Origin of the sequence: Bhargavaea sp. CC-171006, assembly GCF_009761675.1 — a bacterium.
GTDB lineage: Bacteria > Bacillota > Bacilli > Bacillales_A > Planococcaceae > Bhargavaea > Bhargavaea changchunensis.
The window spans coordinates 16,483-31,016 of the sequence record NZ_QUZH01000031.1; the positions used below are offsets into that span (position 1 = coordinate 16,483).

Here is a 14,534-nt window from a genome sequence, read left to right on the forward strand (position 1 = left end):
AATGGAATGAACGTTCATTCCGGATTTGCTGCCGGAGAGAACAGGAGGGGTTTTGTGGCGGAGAATAAGCATGAAATGATACTGAAGGCTGCGCAGAAGTTGTTTGCCGAGCGCGGTTATGACGGAACAACGGTGCCGATGATTGCAGAAGAGGCGAAGGTCGGCGCGGGGACGATCTACCGATATTTCGAGAACAAGCAGAAGCTCGTGAATGAATTGTTCCGCGGATCGGTGGCGCAGTTTGCGGCCACGCTCCGGGACGGCTTTCCGGAAGAAAAGGATTTCCGGGAAAAATTCCGTCATGTGTTTTACCGGCTGATCCGGTATTCCCGCGAGCAGCCGGAAGCTTTCCGGTTCATCAATGCGACGGTGAACGCATATTTCCTCGATGAACAGAGCAAGTCGGATTTCGAGGGCTTCATGGACTTTATCGAGCGCCACCTTGATGAGGGGAAGGAAGCGGGGCTGCTGCGCGCTCTGCCGGCCCAGGCCTTTATTGCGATTGTCTACGGGACGATCTTCCACCTGTCCCGGATGTTTGAAGACGGGACGCTTGAGCCGTCGGATGAGCTGCTGGCCGGCCTCGAGAAAAGCTGCTGGGACGCTATCAGTGCAGACTGATGGTTTTCCCATCTTAAGCGGAATGAATCTTCATTCCGGAACTTGCACAAAACGGAATGAACATTCATTCCTCATGCAGAGATAAGACGAAAGGTGATCCAATGATGAAATCAAAAACAGCAAGAATTACGGCGCTCGTCCTTTGGCTGGCGGCCACGGTGCTGGCCGTCGTCACGATGCCGGACATGGAACAGCTGGTCCGGGAAAAAGGGCAGGTCACGATTCCAGACTCGTTCCAGAGTGTCGTTGCGGACGAGATGGCGAAAGACCTGAGCGGGGAGGGGGACCGGTATGAGCTGATCGCCGTCTTTAACAGCGGCAATAGTGAGGCGCTGACCGAAACCCAGAAAGAAGAGATCCGGTCGGTCATCGAAGGGCTGGAATCGGACCGGGGAAAACTCGGTATCACGGATCTTCTGACACCGTTTGACAGCGAGCAGGCGGAAGCCCAGCTTGCATCCGAAGACGGAACGACCTACCTGACCCAGATTTCTGTCGACCAGGCACAGGGTGAGCTGAAGGACGTCCGGAAAGACATCCGGGAAGCGGTTCAGGCGGACGGCATCGACACATACCTGACCGGCGCCGGTCTGATTACCGATGACTTCTCGAGCTCGACGCAGGACGGGGTGAAAAAGACCGAGCTGATCGCGGTGGTCTTTATCGTGCTGATCCTGATCGCGGTGTTCCGCTCGCCGGTCGTGCCGTTTATCTCGCTGCTCGGAGTCGGGGTGTCGTACCTCGTCTCGCTTGGCGTCGTCACACAGATGGTCGACAAGTTGGACTTCCCGTTTTCGAACTTCACGCAGGTGTTCCTCGTCGTCATTCTGTTCGGGATCGGGACCGACTACAACATCCTGCTGTTCACGCGCTTCAAGGAGGAACTGAGCCGCCAGGAAAGCAAGGTGGCCGCCCTTATTGAAACGTATCGGACCGCCGGGAAAACGGTGCTTTACAGCGGCGTCGCGGTCATGATCGGTGTCGCAGTGCTTGCGCTTGCCGAGTTCTCGCTGTACCAGTCGACGTCCGCGATCGGCATCGGCGTCGCGGTGCTGCTGCTTGTCCTCATGACGCTGAATCCGTTCTTCATGGCGCTTCTCGGCCGGAAGATGTTCTGGCCGTCGAAGAAGTTCGAAGGACACGGCGACAGCAAGCTCTGGCATTTCCTGTCCAGACAGTCGGTGCTCCGGCCGTTTCTCGCCGTACTGTTCACGCTCGCAATCTGCGTACCGTTCATCCTTCTGCATGACGGGACGCTGAACTACAACGACCTGTACGAAGTGGACGATAAATACGAATCCAAGCAGGGCATCAACGTGATCGAAAAGCACTTTGAACCGGGCTTTTCGTCTCCTGCGACCATCCTGATCCAGACGGACGAACCGATGGATTCACAGGAAGATCTAAAGACATTGGATGAACTGGCCGCCAAGATCGGCAAGGTCGATGGCGTCTCCAAAGTGCTGTCACCGACAAGACCTGCCGGCGAACGCATTGGCGAACTCTATATCGACGACCAGTCCAGGACGCTGAACAGCGGGCTCGGCGATGCCAAATCGGGTGTTGAAGAGATCCGTGGCGGCCTGACGGATGCGGAAGGCCAGGTCGGCAGCGGAAGCAGCACCGACCTTTCCAATGTCCAGCGCCTGATTGACGGCACCGGCGAACTGAGCCGGGGCGCGGTCTCACTGCAGGACGCGCTCGGCCAGGTGACGTCCGGCATGCAGGACGGGGCAGCAGGTGCCGGAGACATCCGGCAGGGCCTCTCATCGGTCAATGAAAACGTGCAGACCCTCCAAAATGGGGTCGCAGAACTTCAAGACGGCTATACGGCGATTGAATCGGGCCTCGGCTCGTTCACACAGTACTTTAATGGCATCCGCGAAGCGGTGGCCGGTGCACAGGGAGCGTTCGGCCAGATCGAGGCCTCGCTGGGCGCACTGATCGAAAGCAACCCTGACATGGCGCAGGATCCGAATGTCCAGCAGGCACTCGGAACGGCCAAAGCGGCCCAGGAACAGCTCAGCGGCCTGACCGCGCAACTGGACGAGATGACGCCGCAGTATGAGGGTGCGCTTGCCAAGTTCCGCGAAGCGAACGCCTCGCTTCAGTCCGTGGAAGACGGCCTTGCCGCCCTGCAGACAGGGGTCGGCCAGCTTCAGTCCGGCGCATCCGAACTGGAATCGGGCCTGAATGATGGGGCAGCCGGCGCCGGTCGGATCCAGCAGGAATCCGGCGGGCTCGCGACCGGTCTGGATACGGTCAATGACGGACAGCGGCAACTGCTGGCCGGGCTCTCCGACCTCCAGGAAAAGATGGGTCAGCTTCAGTCCGGACTCGCGGCGAGTACGGAAGGTCTAGGCCAGGTCAGCGAAGGGCTGGAAGAGGCCCAGAGCTACCTCGGCGGCCTGAGCGACTCGGAAGCTTCCGGCGCGTTCTTTGTTCCGGAAGATGTCCTGGAAGGCGAGGACTTCCAGCAGGCCCTCGATATGTACATGTCGCCTGACCGGAAAACTGCTCAGATGACGGTCATCCTCGACGTCAACCCGTTCTCCGCGGAAGCGATGGATGTCGTCCAGGTGGTCCGCGACCAGGCACAGTCCGCAGTAAAAGGAACGGAACTTGCGGAGGCAGACATGGCCGTCGGCGGCAAATCTTCCGAGAACGCCGATCTCCAGGAAATGTCGTCAGGCGACTTTAGCAGGACGGCAACGATCATGCTGGTCGGCATCGCGATCGTGCTGATTTTCATCACGCGCTCCGTGCTCCAGCCGATCTTCATCATCATCTCGCTGATCCTGTCCTACTTCACGGCCCTCGGCGCCACCGAGATGCTGAGCAGCTGGTTCCTCGACATGAGCGAACTCGGCTGGAACGTACCGTTCTTCAGCTTCATCATGATTGTCGCGCTGGGTGTCGACTACAGCATTTTCCTCATGATGCGCTATAAGGAGACTGACGGAGATCCAAAACGCGCGATCGTCGATGCCGCCCGCCACATGGGCAGTGTCGTCATTTCGGCCGCGATCATCCTCGGCGGCACATTCGCCGCGCTGATCCCGTCCGGCATCCTGACGCTCATCCAGGTTGCGATCGTCGTCATCGTCGGACTCGTCCTCCTGGCCTTCATCATGATGCCGATCCTGCTTCCGGCACTGATTGCGCTCTCGGACAGGACGAAACTGGAGAATTAAACAAGAAAGCCTCCGAACCGATCATGGTTCGGAGGCTTTTGCCGTGTGAAGGAGAACGGGAACGGGAAAGAGAATGTTACTGAACAAGGATTCAGGAGGGATACTGATGAGCGGAAAGTTGTTGAGAGTCGGCACGGTCTACATTCCGGTGACGGATGTGGAACAATCTGCCGGATGGTATGCGGATCACTTAGGTGCGGAAGTCAGTTACCGGGACGAGGACAAAGCAATCGTCAATCTTGCGGACCAAAGCTTTTTTCTTGTGAAAGCGGCGGAAGGCGAATGCTCGAATTTCATCGATATCCACGGGAAGGAGCGGTTTTCGCTGACCTTCGAGGTGAATGGCCTGGAGGCTCTTGAATCCGTCCATGAGGAATTCAGGGTTAAAGGAATCCATGTCGGTGACATCGAAGACCGGGGCCATGCCGGGCGGAATTTTGTGTTCGATGATCCGGATGGCAACCGGTTCGATGTATGGAGCGAACTGAGCCCGGCCTACAAAGAGAAATTCCTTTCGCATTAAGTTGGGGTTCAGACATAACGCCTGATGAGTCCGCCGACCGCCCAGCCGAACACGGCATGGCCGAGCGTCCACCAGATCCACGCCTCGCCGTCAGAGAAGTCCGGAGGTTGCTCGGATAGCGCCGTCAGCGAAAACAGCAGCCCGCCGCCGATTGAATAGACGGCTATGTACGGCGCAATTTGCTTCTCCATCCCGAACGGCCTCAGCAGGTAATACAGCACGACCGCACTCACGATGCAGGTGATGTTGTGGAACATGAACCCGACCAGCCATACGGGCTCCCAGGTGTTGACGACCGGTATGTAGTCAAAGTTGAACAAAAGCACATATGCCGGGCTTCCGGTCACCCATTGGATCACTTTCATGACCGCAATCAGCACCAAACCCGCTATAAAACCGATGAGTGCAAGCTTTCCGACCTTTTTCATTGTCTGCCACCCCGGAATCCTGAGAATAGTTTTCTATTCCCCGGCTCCGGACGGACAAACAGAATCAAATAGTAAAGTGAGAGCCAATCAGGAAAGGAGTTGGAGAGGATGGATCATCAGACGGAATGGAGACTGGACGCCGCCCGCGCGCTCGCGGAGAAACTGAAAGGGAAAGCCGGCATCCGGGCAATCATCGCCGGGGGTTCTGCGGCTCGCGGCTATGCGGATGTCTATTCGGACCTGGAACTGATCGCCTACTGGGACAGGGTGCCGGGCACAGAGGAAAAACGGGTCATCTCAGGAGAACTGGGTGCCGTCCACCGTTATCCGGAAATCGATCATGGCCATGAGAGCGCACTCGAGATCGAAGGCTTCCCGGTGGATCTGTGGCATAAGTCTATAACGGAGGAAGAGGATGTCCTTGACCGCGTGATGAAGGACCTCAGCACCGATCTAGTGGACAACAATGTGGTTGACACGGTGCGAACCGGCATCCCGCTGTACGGGGAGGAACTGGTTCAGGGGTGGCAGAAGAGGACAGAGCCGTACCCGGATGAGCTGGCCCGCCGTTTCCTGGATGAGTATCTGCCGCACTTTCATCTGCGCCAGGTCCAATTCGCGGCCCACCGCAACAATCCGGCTGCTTTCTATAACATCCTGAGCAACATCCATTCCAGCCTTTTCATCGTCCTCTTGGCGTTGAACGGCTCCTATTTCCCGACCTATAAATGGATGTTCAAGCGGCTTCACGAACTGCCGGCCAAACCGGAAAACCTGGAATGGCGGCTGAGGGAGATGTACAGGGAAGCCCCGACTGACGCGGCTGATAGACTTCGGGAAGTGCTTGGAGAAACGTTGGAGCTTGTGGAAGCGCAATATCCGGATCTTGATATCGATTTTCCAGATACGGCGTGGACCAGCCATTGCCGGAGCGGTTCTCTGACAGTCCGTTTGATCCGAATAAACAGGGATAAGGAGATGGATTGAGTGTATAACACCATTATTTTCGATGTCGACGGTACGCTGATTGATACGGAAAAAGCCGTCTTGGGTTCGCTCCAGAAAATGCTGAAAGAAGACTATGGCAAACAGGTGCCGATGGAAGAGCTGACGTTCGTTCTTGGAATCCCGGGCTCCAGTTCACTTCCCCGGCTGAATATCAAGGATGTCGATCAGGCAAACGAACGATGGAATCATTTCATGAAAGATTTCTTTCATGAGATCAAGGTGTTTGACGGCATTAAGGGAGTATTGGAGACCTTGGAGGACCGGGAATTTGCTGTGGGGATCGTGACCTCAAAAACGAATCAGGAAATCATAGATGACTTCGAGCCATTCGGACTTTCAGGTTATATGACGTATACGGTCTCCGCCGATGACACCGAAAAACACAAACCGAACCCTGATCCGTTGTTGAAGTTTCTTGAGGTTTCGGGCGCTGATCCGAAGACATCGATCTACATAGGGGACACGGTTTACGACTATGAATGTGCAAGGGATGCAGGCATCGACTTCGGTTTGGCATTGTGGGGCTGCAAACATCCGGAGCGGATTTCCGCGACTTACAACTTTGAGAAACCCCAGGATATCATTCGGATTCTTGGATAAGAGGAGAAGACAATGATCAAGGAATTGAAACAAACCGATTTCCAAAAGTGCAGGGCTTTGCTGAATGAACAGGGCCAGTTGGAAGCGAAAGCGATTGTTGAAGGGGTGAATCCGGGCCGGATTTTTGTGGATGATGTGGAGGCCCCTGCATCCGGACTGATTTGGTTGGGAAACAACGATGGGTTTTTGTTTATCGGGGATGAAAAGAATCAGGGGTTCAACGCTGGAATCAATCATTTCATCGATAACGTCATCCAGCCGGAGGCGAAGAAGGCCGGATTAACTTGGTTCGAGGGTATTGGGAACCATTCTGGTTGGAATGAGACGATTGAAAAGGCGTTTGAATCGCGGGATTTAGGAAGCTGGAATCAGAAGGTGTATACCTTGGGGAAAGAGGAGTTTGATTCCGGCTTGGCATTTCCTCTTGAAGACGGATATGCGATTAAAAAGATAAGCAAAACACTTTTTGAAAACGGCAATCAATTGATCAGCAACATCGGTTTTCTGCATTCCAAAATACTTGAATTCTGGCCTTCACCTGAAAGCTTCTTCCAAACAGGTGTGGGTTATTGTGCGGTTACCGAAAATGAAGTGGTCAGTGTCTGTTTTTCCGGGTTTGTCGTGGACCATGTTCACTGTGTGGACATTGAGACACTGAAAGAACATCAGGGAAAAAAGCTGGCGCAACGTGTGGCTGTTGCTTTTGTGAAGGATTGTCTGGAACGTGGTCTTCTCCCTTATTGGGACTGTATGGAGTCCAACAAGGGTTCCGTTGCAGTCGCAGAGAATCTGGGATTCAGAAATGCTTTTGACTATAAGGGATATGAATTTAAGCTGGAAGGTAACTGATCAGTCTTCCGTTTCCCGATTGAGCCACCCCAGTACGGTGCCGTAAAGTGCATGTCCTGCGAGCCACCAGGCGAGCGACGCCCAGTCGCCGGGTGCCGGCGTGCGGTCAGACAGGGAAGTGACCGGCCATATCAGGACACCGATCAGTGTATTTACGGTGACGAGCCAGACGATGACGCGGGAGCCGAGCATCCTCATCCGCCTGACGAGCCACAGGAGAACGACCGAGAGAATGACCGACACGACCAGGTGGAAGAGGAATTCGACCGTAGCAGGATAGGTGACCGAGTTCACAACCGGAATATAGTCGACATTCATAAGCAGCGTGTACACACGCCGGCCGCTCTGTTCTTCAACCGCCCAGAGGAATGCTCCAAGCAGGATGCCGCCGATGATTCCGGCACCGATGCCGTGCCAAATCCATTTCCGTCTCAATCCGGTCACCTCCCATCTTTCTCCAAGTGTACAGGATTAGGAGAAGGATGTTAATCGGCGGATGCAGGTAGCGCTCCGCCGGTTTTGTCATTCATCGGCTTAGTTTCGTCATTCAACCAATTAATTTCGTCATGCGTGACCGTTTTCACAGCGAATGACGAAACTGGAAGGCGGAATGACGAGATTGCAGTCTCCAATGACGAAATTGCGAATCGGAATGACGAAATCAATTTTGGAAGGGGAAAAGTCTATGCCGTCCTGTATCTTTTGCGACATCATCAATCGGAAAGCCGAAGCAAATATCGTCTATGAGGATGAACTTGTCTGCTGTTTCCTGGACAAGTTTCCGATCAACCCGGGACATATTCTTGTCGTGCCGAAGCGGCATGCTGTGGAGTTCACCGAGGTGGATCCGAAGAGCCTGCAGTCGGTGATTCTCGCTGCCCAAAAAGCCGCGCGGGCAATCGAGTCAACCCTCGGTACCGACGGCATCACCGTCATGCAGAACAACGGGGCATTCAAGGATGTGGAGCATTATCATATGCACATAGTTCCCCGATACATAGGAGACGGATTCGGCTGGACGGAGCCGGAGATCGACGCAGCTACGGTCGACTTTCACTCCTTAGAAAAGAAGTTCAGGGGAGCGATGGCAGAATGACCATGCAAAGCGCCCGATGTGTATTGGCGCCGCCGGCTGCAGAGGACCTGAATAACGTCAAATTGCTTTACGGGGATGAGCAAGTACGCGCCTATCTCGGCGGAACAAGAGAGGCGACTGAAGTGGAGAAGGCCTTCGCTGACATGCTCGAGAATCCTGACGGTTGCTGGGTGATCCGGCAGCAGAATGACGGGGAATTCATCGGAACCATTTCACTGGATCTCCACCATGACGGGGAGGCGCTGGAGATTTCCTATCAGCTTCTGCCTGAGTTCTGGGGCAGGGGGTATGGAACCGAAGCAGTCAGGGAAGTGATCCGACATGCCTTCCGCAACCTTGGCCAGGAGCGCTTGCTCGCGGAAACCCAGGCCGCCAACACCGCCTCCCGCCGGCTGCTGGAGCGGCTGGGAATGAAAGAGGAGCGGCGAGTTAAACGGTTTGGGGAGAAGCAGGTCATCTATTCGCTTAGCCGGGAGAGTTTTGGGATGGATGAATCGTAGCCGATTTCGTCATTCGAGCTCTAGATTTCCTCATTCATCGGCTAAATCTCGTCATTCACCCGATTAATCTCGTCATTCATGGCTGTCTCTAAAGCGAATGACGAAACTGGAAGGCGGAATGACGAAATTGCCGTTCCGAATGACGAAATTGCGAATCCGAATGACGAAATTGATTCCGGAATTGAAGAAGCCGTCCGGCATCCGCCGGACGGCTTTCCTCTATTTTCTCCATTACAGCCAATCTTTCACATAGGCAAGCAGGCCGAGTATTGCACCGCCCACGGCGCCAAAGAAGATGTAGTAGCCGGTGTGGATTTCAGCTGGGCTGAACGATTTGTTCTCATTCTCCAACATCGGAACCCTCCGCTCAATCCAAGATGTACTTGAGCGCCTTGATTGCCTGGTCGCAATTTTCCACGGTGGCGTTCGCCTTGCGGGAAAGTTCCTTCAGCGCGTGGATGTGTTGCTCCGGACGGATGAGGATGAGCGGCTTGCCGAGCGCGACCGCTGCACTTGCGTCCATTGCGGTGTTCCACTGCTTGTATTTCTCGCCGAACAGGGCGATAACGAGATCAGCCTTCTGCATGAGCACTTCCGTGCGCAGGTTGTTGAAGCTGGATGCTGCCCAGTCCTTGTAGAACGCACCCGGCTGCTCACCAATGATTTCTTCACCGATATTGTCTGAGCGGTCATGGTTCTCCTGCGGCCCGACAAAGTCAATCGGCATCTTTAGGGCAGCCGCCTTTTCCTTGATCTCATCACGCCAGGACGAATGGATCTCCCCGGCCAAATAAACAGTCAAACGCATACCTATCCCCTCCGCAGAAAATTCAGTCTGCTTCATTGTATCATGAGTCACCGAACAATTGCTAAAATGGAACCAGCCACAGGAGGCGTGACGGGGATAAAAGGGGGATGGGCATGGCGGTTACAATCAGGCCAGCAGCTGAACAGGTGGAGTCTTGGGTCGATCAATTTGTTCCTGAGAAGGATCTATTTTTCATGGATGATTCCATGTTGGAGGAGTTGGATGCGTATCTGGACGGAGTCCTGATCACGCCGCAGAAAGAATTTTCCGCGCACTCTACCTACAGTCAGATCCAGATGAACAACAGCTATATGTATTGGACACTCTCCAAGCAGGCCACGTCTGTCATTGTGGCCCCGCCGGAATGGCTCGAACAATTGCCCGGCCAGGAGAGGCGGACTCTTCTATTCAATCAGTGCAGGATGGGCAAGGGTATGATTTTTCCAATCGGATTGTTTCCTTCTGAAGAGGGGATTCCTGACGACCATATCGTGGAAGTGGAAGAGGGGACCTTTGTCGTCATACGGAAAGGAATGTGGAAAGGGCTGCCGCATCCGGTAAAGGCACTTGCCATTCAGGCGTATGCCCGGATGTGGGACAAATGGGAAGCTGCAAAAGTGCCTGAAGAGACACCGGTCCATATCAGGAAGTATGCCAACCGTTTTACAGCCATCCCCGGAAGCAACTGCTTCGCTGCTGCCCTGTATGCCGTAACAGAACAAGAATGGATGATTCATGAATGGATTCATCCCGGAACGCTGATGAACGGATTGCGGCGGGCCGGTTATTCTCCGGCAAAAGGGGATTTGATGCAGGGTGATGTTATCACGTATGTGGATCAGGCTGGTGAGATCCAGCACGCAGCCTATCACATCGGAAATCACATGATATTCAATAAGAATGGCCAGACGTTCTTTAATCCTTGGAAGATCGTCAGTTTGGAGGAGCTCAACGTGGAGTGGGCTCAGTATCAGGTCAGAATTCATCGCAAGAGCTGATGCAATGGTATGGTCCAACGTCTGATTCGGGAGGTGTCGGTGGTGAACATAAACTATCGTCACCTGGTGGTTGCCATTTTGATCTTTGGCGGTGTCTGGACGAATCAGAAATTGAAAAAATAAATAGACAGCACAGATTCCGGGCGGGATCTGTGCTGTCTATTTTGTAACGGAAGTGAAAGCCCTAGCTACCGCTAAGCATGAGAATGCAGTGTCGAACCAAAGTAAAAAGACCGCATATTCTGGCGGTCTTTCCGCATTTCCGTTCTACGATTGAACCCGGGGGGCGATCGGACATCCATTACAGCAATTCCGAGTTTTGAGCATGTAAGACAGGCAACAAGTGCTCCGCCCCAATTCGGCCGTTCCTGCAAATGCAGTCAGGGGGTTTTCTACTGAGGCTCCGAAGGCCGACGCAGGGGCCTCATGGAAGATATAATGCAAGTCATCCATGGCTAACCGTCTCAAATCAGGAATTGCGGAAATCTGATTATAGATCCAATGAACGTATAGCGCTGTATTTTCCCACATAATCGATTCCTTTAGGCGGGTCTGTTCCTTCAGTCTGCGGATCACAGGGGATAGTGTTTCGCCAAATACATGCTCCACAATCTGTGCACGCCACTTTGTCCGTGACCCTACCGGCTCTTCTATGGAGAAGTTCCCAAAGTCGAACACGGGAAGCCAGAGCTCTTCCCGGGACTCATCGACTAATTTAAATTCCCGCAAATCGACACGGAGCCGTTTCCCGAGTACGGTCATCGCATACAGGTGAATCACCGCATAAAAGGCCAGACGTTTCGTCAGAATGGAGGCGGTCACACAGGCGTTTGGTGCTTCCAATCTCCGGGTGAGGCGGTCGAGGACATCGGGTAACTGTTCAGGATCTGCAATGGATAAATAATCAACCGTTTCTCCTGCTGCATCCAGTTTCAGGCGGTATCTCGACAGTTGCTCGATTTCCTGTTTATTGAGCAATGGGTACGGCATTCAGTTTCCCGCCTTTTAGGATGCAACGGCCTTTTCCGTGTGGAATACAGAGAGGTGTGCCGAAAATCGGGTCGGTTGTGATATTGCAATCCATTCCGAATACGTCCTGCACCAGCTTGCAGCTGACGACTTCTTCCGGTTTCCCCTGTGCATAGATCGTTTGATCACGAATGGCGATGACGTTGTGTGCGTATCGGCAGGAGAGGTTCAGATCATGCAGGACCATCACGATGGTCCTGCCTTCATTTGCATTCAGCTCATACAGGAGATCCAAGATTTCAATCTGGTGGGCCATGTCAAGGTACGTGGTGGGCTCGTCCAGAAGAATGATATCGGTATCCTGTGCGAGTGTCATGGCAATCCATGCCCGTTGGCGCTGGCCGCCTGACAGTTCATCCACTTGCCGGTCCTTAAATTCAGTCAGGCCGGTTGCGTCAAGGGCTTTTTTCACAATTTCCTCATCCCTTTTTGACCATTGCTTCAGCCAGCTCTGATGCGGGTATCGCCCCTGTTTGACAAGCTGAAGAACAGACAGGCCTTCCGGAGGTACCGGTGACTGCGGAAGCATCGCCATCTTCCGCGCGACTTCCTTCGTCGGTAGCTTGGCAATATCTGATCCTGAAAGCAGTACTGAACCGCTTTTCGGCTTCAGCAGCCTTGCGATGGATTGAAGCAGCGTCGATTTGCCGCAACCGTTGGCCCCGATGAATACCGTGATTTCCCCTTTGGGAATTGCCAAATCCAGATCATCTATAATGATCCGGTCACCATAGGAAAGGGTCAGGGAATCCGTTTGAATCACGTTCATTTGAGGTTCGGCTCCTTTTATCATGAATTTCTTGTCTTTAGCAGAAGATAAATAAAGTACGGTGCTCCAATGGTCGCGGTGAACACGCCGGCCGGCACTTCGAGCGGAAGGAAAAGCGTCCGGCCGATCATATCCGCAAATAGGACAAGGAGGCCGCCGATCAGTGCAGCAGCCGGAAGCAGTGCGCCATAGGTGCCCCCGACCAACCTTCTTGCCATATGGGGTGCCATCAGGCCAACAAAGCCCATTGTTCCGCCAAAAGCAACGGCCGCACCGACAAGTGCAGTACTGATGACCAGCATGAATAGGCGCTGTGCCTGTACACGGCCGCCAAGCCCGGTGGCCAATTGCTCACCAAGCTCCTGGATATTGAGCTTGGAGGCTGTTATAAATGCTGTCAGCAGCAATACAGTGACCAGAGGAACGAGCACCTGGACGTTCCCCCAGTTAGAGCCATTGACACTTCCTGTAATCCAAATATTGGCCTGGGCCGCACGATGGATAGGCCCCATGATCATCAGGAAAGTCGTAAGCGCCTGCATCAGAGCCGAAACGCCAATCCCGATTAATACTAGCCGCACAGGAGAGATGCCGTCTTTATAGGCCAGAAAATAGACAATCGATGCTGTCAGCAATGCACCGAGAAATGCAGCCAGTGATATCCAGTTCACACTGACAGTGAGTGCATTGGATTCGTTGCTGAACACTGCCAGAAATCCGACGACCGCTGCACCTGCACCACCGGTCACCCCAATGATGTCAGGGGAAGCAAGCGGGTTGCGGATCATTCCTTGTAAAACGGCACCAGCCGCAGCCAGCGCCATACCTACAAACACGGCTACAATCGTTCTCGGCAGACGAAATTCGGTGACCACCAAGCGTTCCAAATCGGAACCACCGCCGAAAAACACATTCAAAACGTTCATCGGTGACACCTTTACATCGCCTAAACCTGTGCTGGCTACAATGGCTGCCCCCATGATTAAAAAGAGTGTGGTAATTGTTAATGCCGCCTTTTTCTCGGTAAGGACGGAGATGCGTCCTCCTAAGATCCTAAGGCTTTTATACTTTCTCATGAGTGGTTGAACCCCTTTCTCGCGATGTAAATGAAAAAGGGTGTTCCAATAACTGCAGTCATCACCCCGACCGGCACTTCCTGCGGCATGAGTGCATACCTTGCGCCGATATCAGCGGCAAGGAGGAGAATTCCGCCCAGTACCCCTGAAAACGGAATAAGCCAGCGATGATCCACACCGATGATCTTCCGGGCAATATGAGGAATGACGATGCCGATGAATCCGATTGGACCGGCAATCGCGACCGCGCTTCCGGCCAAAATGACGATGGAAACCCCGGCAGTCAGCTTAACGAGTCCGGTTTTCAGGCCGAGGCCTCTGGCTACATCTTCACCCATCATTAAAACGTTCAGCTTGGATGCCAGTAACAGTGCGAGCAAAAAGCCAACCGCCATATAGGGAAGTACAGCCGTCAGCATTTCAAGCTTTCGTCCGGCAATCGACCCCGCCAGCCAGAATAGCACCTGCTCAAGTGCCGCTTCATTCATAACAAGCAGCCCTTGTGTGCCTGAAGCGAAGAGTGCTGCCATCGCTGCTCCGGCCAGAGTCAATTTCATAGGCGTTAGCCCTTCCCGGCCATATGAACCGATGGTATACACCGTGATGGCTGCAAAAGTTGCGCCCAGAAACGCCATCCACGCAAATGTCTGAAGGTCCGTGATATGAAAAATCACAACCCCCGTCACCACGGCAAACCCGGCACCCGCGTTGATGCCCAAGATTCCGGGAGAAGCCAGCGGGTTTCTCGTCAGGCTTTGGGCGATTACACCAGCGATAGCGAGACACGCCCCAACCGATGCTGCGATCAAGGCTCTCGGCAGGCGGATCGACTGGACGATGATATGTTCGTTGGATCCGTCGAAGCTTGTAAATGCATCTATAGCAGTCTGGATGGATGTATCCGTATATCCCAAAACGATACTCAACCCCATCAGCAAGACTAAAGCTGCTGTACTAACGGATAGCCAGACAATCTTTCCTATATGTTGAACAATCTTCATATTTCAAATGTACCTTCCTGTTGGTCTTGACCGC

The 14,534-nt window shown here is 53.7% G+C and carries 17 protein-coding genes; 9 read left to right on the forward strand and 8 right to left on the reverse strand.

The features are described from left to right. The first annotated feature begins 54 nt into the window (after positions 1-54). From DZC51_RS14345 to DZC51_RS14355, 3 genes are all read left to right on the forward strand, one after another. The gene (locus DZC51_RS14345) at positions 55-621 is read left to right on the forward strand and encodes a TetR/AcrR family transcriptional regulator (protein WP_157297050.1); all 567 of its coding nucleotides are present in this window, start codon (positions 55-57) and stop codon (positions 619-621) included. Between the two features lie 101 nt (positions 622-722). After that, entirely contained in the window at positions 723-3,815 is a 3,093-nt protein-coding gene (locus DZC51_RS14350) for an MMPL family transporter (RefSeq protein ID WP_157297051.1), read from the forward strand. Between the two features lie 106 nt (positions 3,816-3,921). Next, complete coding sequence (locus DZC51_RS14355; protein WP_157297053.1) at positions 3,922-4,338, forward strand: VOC family protein; 417 nt, start codon at positions 3,922-3,924, stop codon at positions 4,336-4,338. Between the two features lie 8 nt (positions 4,339-4,346). Here DZC51_RS14355 and DZC51_RS14360 read toward each other — a convergent pair whose 3' ends face one another. Next, the gene (locus tag DZC51_RS14360; protein ID WP_157297055.1) at positions 4,347-4,766 is read right to left on the reverse strand and encodes a hypothetical protein; all 420 of its coding nucleotides are present in this window, start codon (positions 4,764-4,766) and stop codon (positions 4,347-4,349) included. 108 nt (positions 4,767-4,874) lie between these two features. On the opposite strand from DZC51_RS14360, the gene DZC51_RS14365 reads away from it, so the two are divergent. From DZC51_RS14365 to DZC51_RS14375, 3 genes are read left to right on the forward strand one after another with little or no spacing between them, the layout of a single operon-like run. Continuing rightward, a complete protein-coding gene (locus tag DZC51_RS14365; RefSeq protein WP_157297057.1) occupies positions 4,875-5,753 on the forward strand; it encodes a DUF4037 domain-containing protein in 879 nt (292 codons plus the stop codon). Continuing rightward, entirely contained in the window at positions 5,754-6,374 is a 621-nt protein-coding gene (locus tag DZC51_RS14370) for an HAD family hydrolase (protein ID WP_157297059.1), read from the forward strand. 12 nt (positions 6,375-6,386) lie between these two features. After that, positions 6,387-7,223 carry a GNAT family N-acetyltransferase gene (locus DZC51_RS14375; protein ID WP_157297060.1) on the forward strand — a complete coding sequence of 279 codons (837 nt, stop codon included), beginning with the start codon at positions 6,387-6,389 and terminating at the stop codon, positions 7,221-7,223. Here the strand turns inward: DZC51_RS14375 and DZC51_RS14380 are convergent, their stop codons facing one another. Then, the gene (locus DZC51_RS14380; RefSeq protein WP_157297062.1) at positions 7,224-7,658 is read right to left on the reverse strand and encodes a hypothetical protein; all 435 of its coding nucleotides are present in this window, start codon (positions 7,656-7,658) and stop codon (positions 7,224-7,226) included. A 250-nt stretch (positions 7,659-7,908) separates the two neighbouring features. Between DZC51_RS14380 and DZC51_RS14385 the strand changes: the two genes are divergently transcribed. Then, complete coding sequence (locus DZC51_RS14385; RefSeq protein ID WP_157297064.1) at positions 7,909-8,319, forward strand: HIT family protein; 411 nt, start codon at positions 7,909-7,911, stop codon at positions 8,317-8,319. Continuing rightward, positions 8,316-8,819 carry a GNAT family N-acetyltransferase gene (locus DZC51_RS14390; protein WP_232524157.1) on the forward strand — a complete coding sequence of 168 codons (504 nt, stop codon included), beginning with the start codon at positions 8,316-8,318 and terminating at the stop codon, positions 8,817-8,819. Before DZC51_RS14385 ends, DZC51_RS14390 begins: the two co-directional genes overlap by 4 nt. Before the next feature lie 231 nt (positions 8,820-9,050). Here the strand turns inward: DZC51_RS14390 and DZC51_RS16350 are convergent, their stop codons facing one another. Further along, positions 9,051-9,173: a hypothetical protein gene (locus DZC51_RS16350; protein WP_255448131.1), complete on the reverse strand. Its 123-nt coding sequence runs from the start codon at positions 9,171-9,173 to the stop codon at positions 9,051-9,053. A gap of 13 nt (positions 9,174-9,186) precedes the next feature. After that, positions 9,187-9,627: a YtoQ family protein gene (locus DZC51_RS14395; protein WP_157297065.1), complete on the reverse strand. Its 441-nt coding sequence runs from the start codon at positions 9,625-9,627 to the stop codon at positions 9,187-9,189. A gap of 113 nt (positions 9,628-9,740) precedes the next feature. Here DZC51_RS14395 and DZC51_RS14400 point away from each other — a divergent pair, with 113 nt between their 5' ends. Then, the gene (locus DZC51_RS14400) at positions 9,741-10,625 is read left to right on the forward strand and encodes a hypothetical protein (RefSeq protein WP_157297067.1); all 885 of its coding nucleotides are present in this window, start codon (positions 9,741-9,743) and stop codon (positions 10,623-10,625) included. Between the two features lie 267 nt (positions 10,626-10,892). Here the strand turns inward: DZC51_RS14400 and DZC51_RS14405 are convergent, their stop codons facing one another. The 4 genes from DZC51_RS14405 to DZC51_RS14420 are packed head-to-tail and all read right to left on the reverse strand — an operon-like array spanning position 10,893 to position 14,431. Continuing rightward, positions 10,893-11,615 carry an IucA/IucC family C-terminal-domain containing protein gene (locus tag DZC51_RS14405; protein WP_157297069.1) on the reverse strand — a complete coding sequence of 241 codons (723 nt, stop codon included), beginning with the start codon at positions 11,613-11,615 and terminating at the stop codon, positions 10,893-10,895. Beyond that, positions 11,593-12,423 carry an ABC transporter ATP-binding protein gene (locus DZC51_RS14410; RefSeq protein ID WP_157297071.1) on the reverse strand — a complete coding sequence of 277 codons (831 nt, stop codon included), beginning with the start codon at positions 12,421-12,423 and terminating at the stop codon, positions 11,593-11,595. Before DZC51_RS14410 ends, DZC51_RS14405 begins: the two co-directional genes overlap by 23 nt. Before the next feature lie 20 nt (positions 12,424-12,443). Next, a complete protein-coding gene (locus DZC51_RS14415; protein WP_157297073.1) occupies positions 12,444-13,499 on the reverse strand; it encodes a FecCD family ABC transporter permease in 1,056 nt (351 codons plus the stop codon). Then, complete coding sequence (locus DZC51_RS14420; RefSeq protein ID WP_157297133.1) at positions 13,496-14,431, reverse strand: FecCD family ABC transporter permease; 936 nt, start codon at positions 14,429-14,431, stop codon at positions 13,496-13,498. Before DZC51_RS14420 ends, DZC51_RS14415 begins: the two co-directional genes overlap by 4 nt. Between the last annotated feature and the right edge of the window lie 103 nt (positions 14,432-14,534).

Bases quoted from the DNA above. Each gene is read 5' to 3' on its own strand.
- DZC51_RS14350 (WP_157297051.1), top strand. From the start codon at position 723: ATGATGAAATCAAAAACAGCAAGAATTACGGCGCTCGTCCTTTGGCTG.
- DZC51_RS14355 (WP_157297053.1), top strand. From the start codon at position 3,922: ATGAGCGGAAAGTTGTTGAGAGTCGGCACGGTCTACATTCCGGTGACG.
- DZC51_RS14360 (WP_157297055.1), bottom strand. From the start codon at position 4,766: ATGAAAAAGGTCGGAAAGCTTGCACTCATCGGTTTTATAGCGGGTTTG.
- DZC51_RS14365 (WP_157297057.1), top strand. From the start codon at position 4,875: ATGGATCATCAGACGGAATGGAGACTGGACGCCGCCCGCGCGCTCGCG.
- DZC51_RS14375 (WP_157297060.1), top strand. From the start codon at position 6,387: ATGATCAAGGAATTGAAACAAACCGATTTCCAAAAGTGCAGGGCTTTG.
- DZC51_RS14385 (WP_157297064.1), top strand. From the start codon at position 7,909: ATGCCGTCCTGTATCTTTTGCGACATCATCAATCGGAAAGCCGAAGCA.
- DZC51_RS14390 (WP_232524157.1), top strand. From the start codon at position 8,316: ATGACCATGCAAAGCGCCCGATGTGTATTGGCGCCGCCGGCTGCAGAG.
- DZC51_RS16350 (WP_255448131.1), bottom strand. From the start codon at position 9,173: ATGTTGGAGAATGAGAACAAATCGTTCAGCCCAGCTGAAATCCACACC.
- DZC51_RS14395 (WP_157297065.1), bottom strand. From the start codon at position 9,627: ATGCGTTTGACTGTTTATTTGGCCGGGGAGATCCATTCGTCCTGGCGT.
- DZC51_RS14400 (WP_157297067.1), top strand. From the start codon at position 9,741: ATGGCGGTTACAATCAGGCCAGCAGCTGAACAGGTGGAGTCTTGGGTC.
- DZC51_RS14405 (WP_157297069.1), bottom strand. From the start codon at position 11,615: ATGCCGTACCCATTGCTCAATAAACAGGAAATCGAGCAACTGTCGAGA.
- DZC51_RS14410 (WP_157297071.1), bottom strand. From the start codon at position 12,423: ATGAACGTGATTCAAACGGATTCCCTGACCCTTTCCTATGGTGACCGG.
- DZC51_RS14415 (WP_157297073.1), bottom strand. From the start codon at position 13,499: ATGAGAAAGTATAAAAGCCTTAGGATCTTAGGAGGACGCATCTCCGTC.
- DZC51_RS14420 (WP_157297133.1), bottom strand. From the start codon at position 14,431: ATGGGGTTGAGTATCGTTTTGGGATATACGGATACATCCATCCAGACT.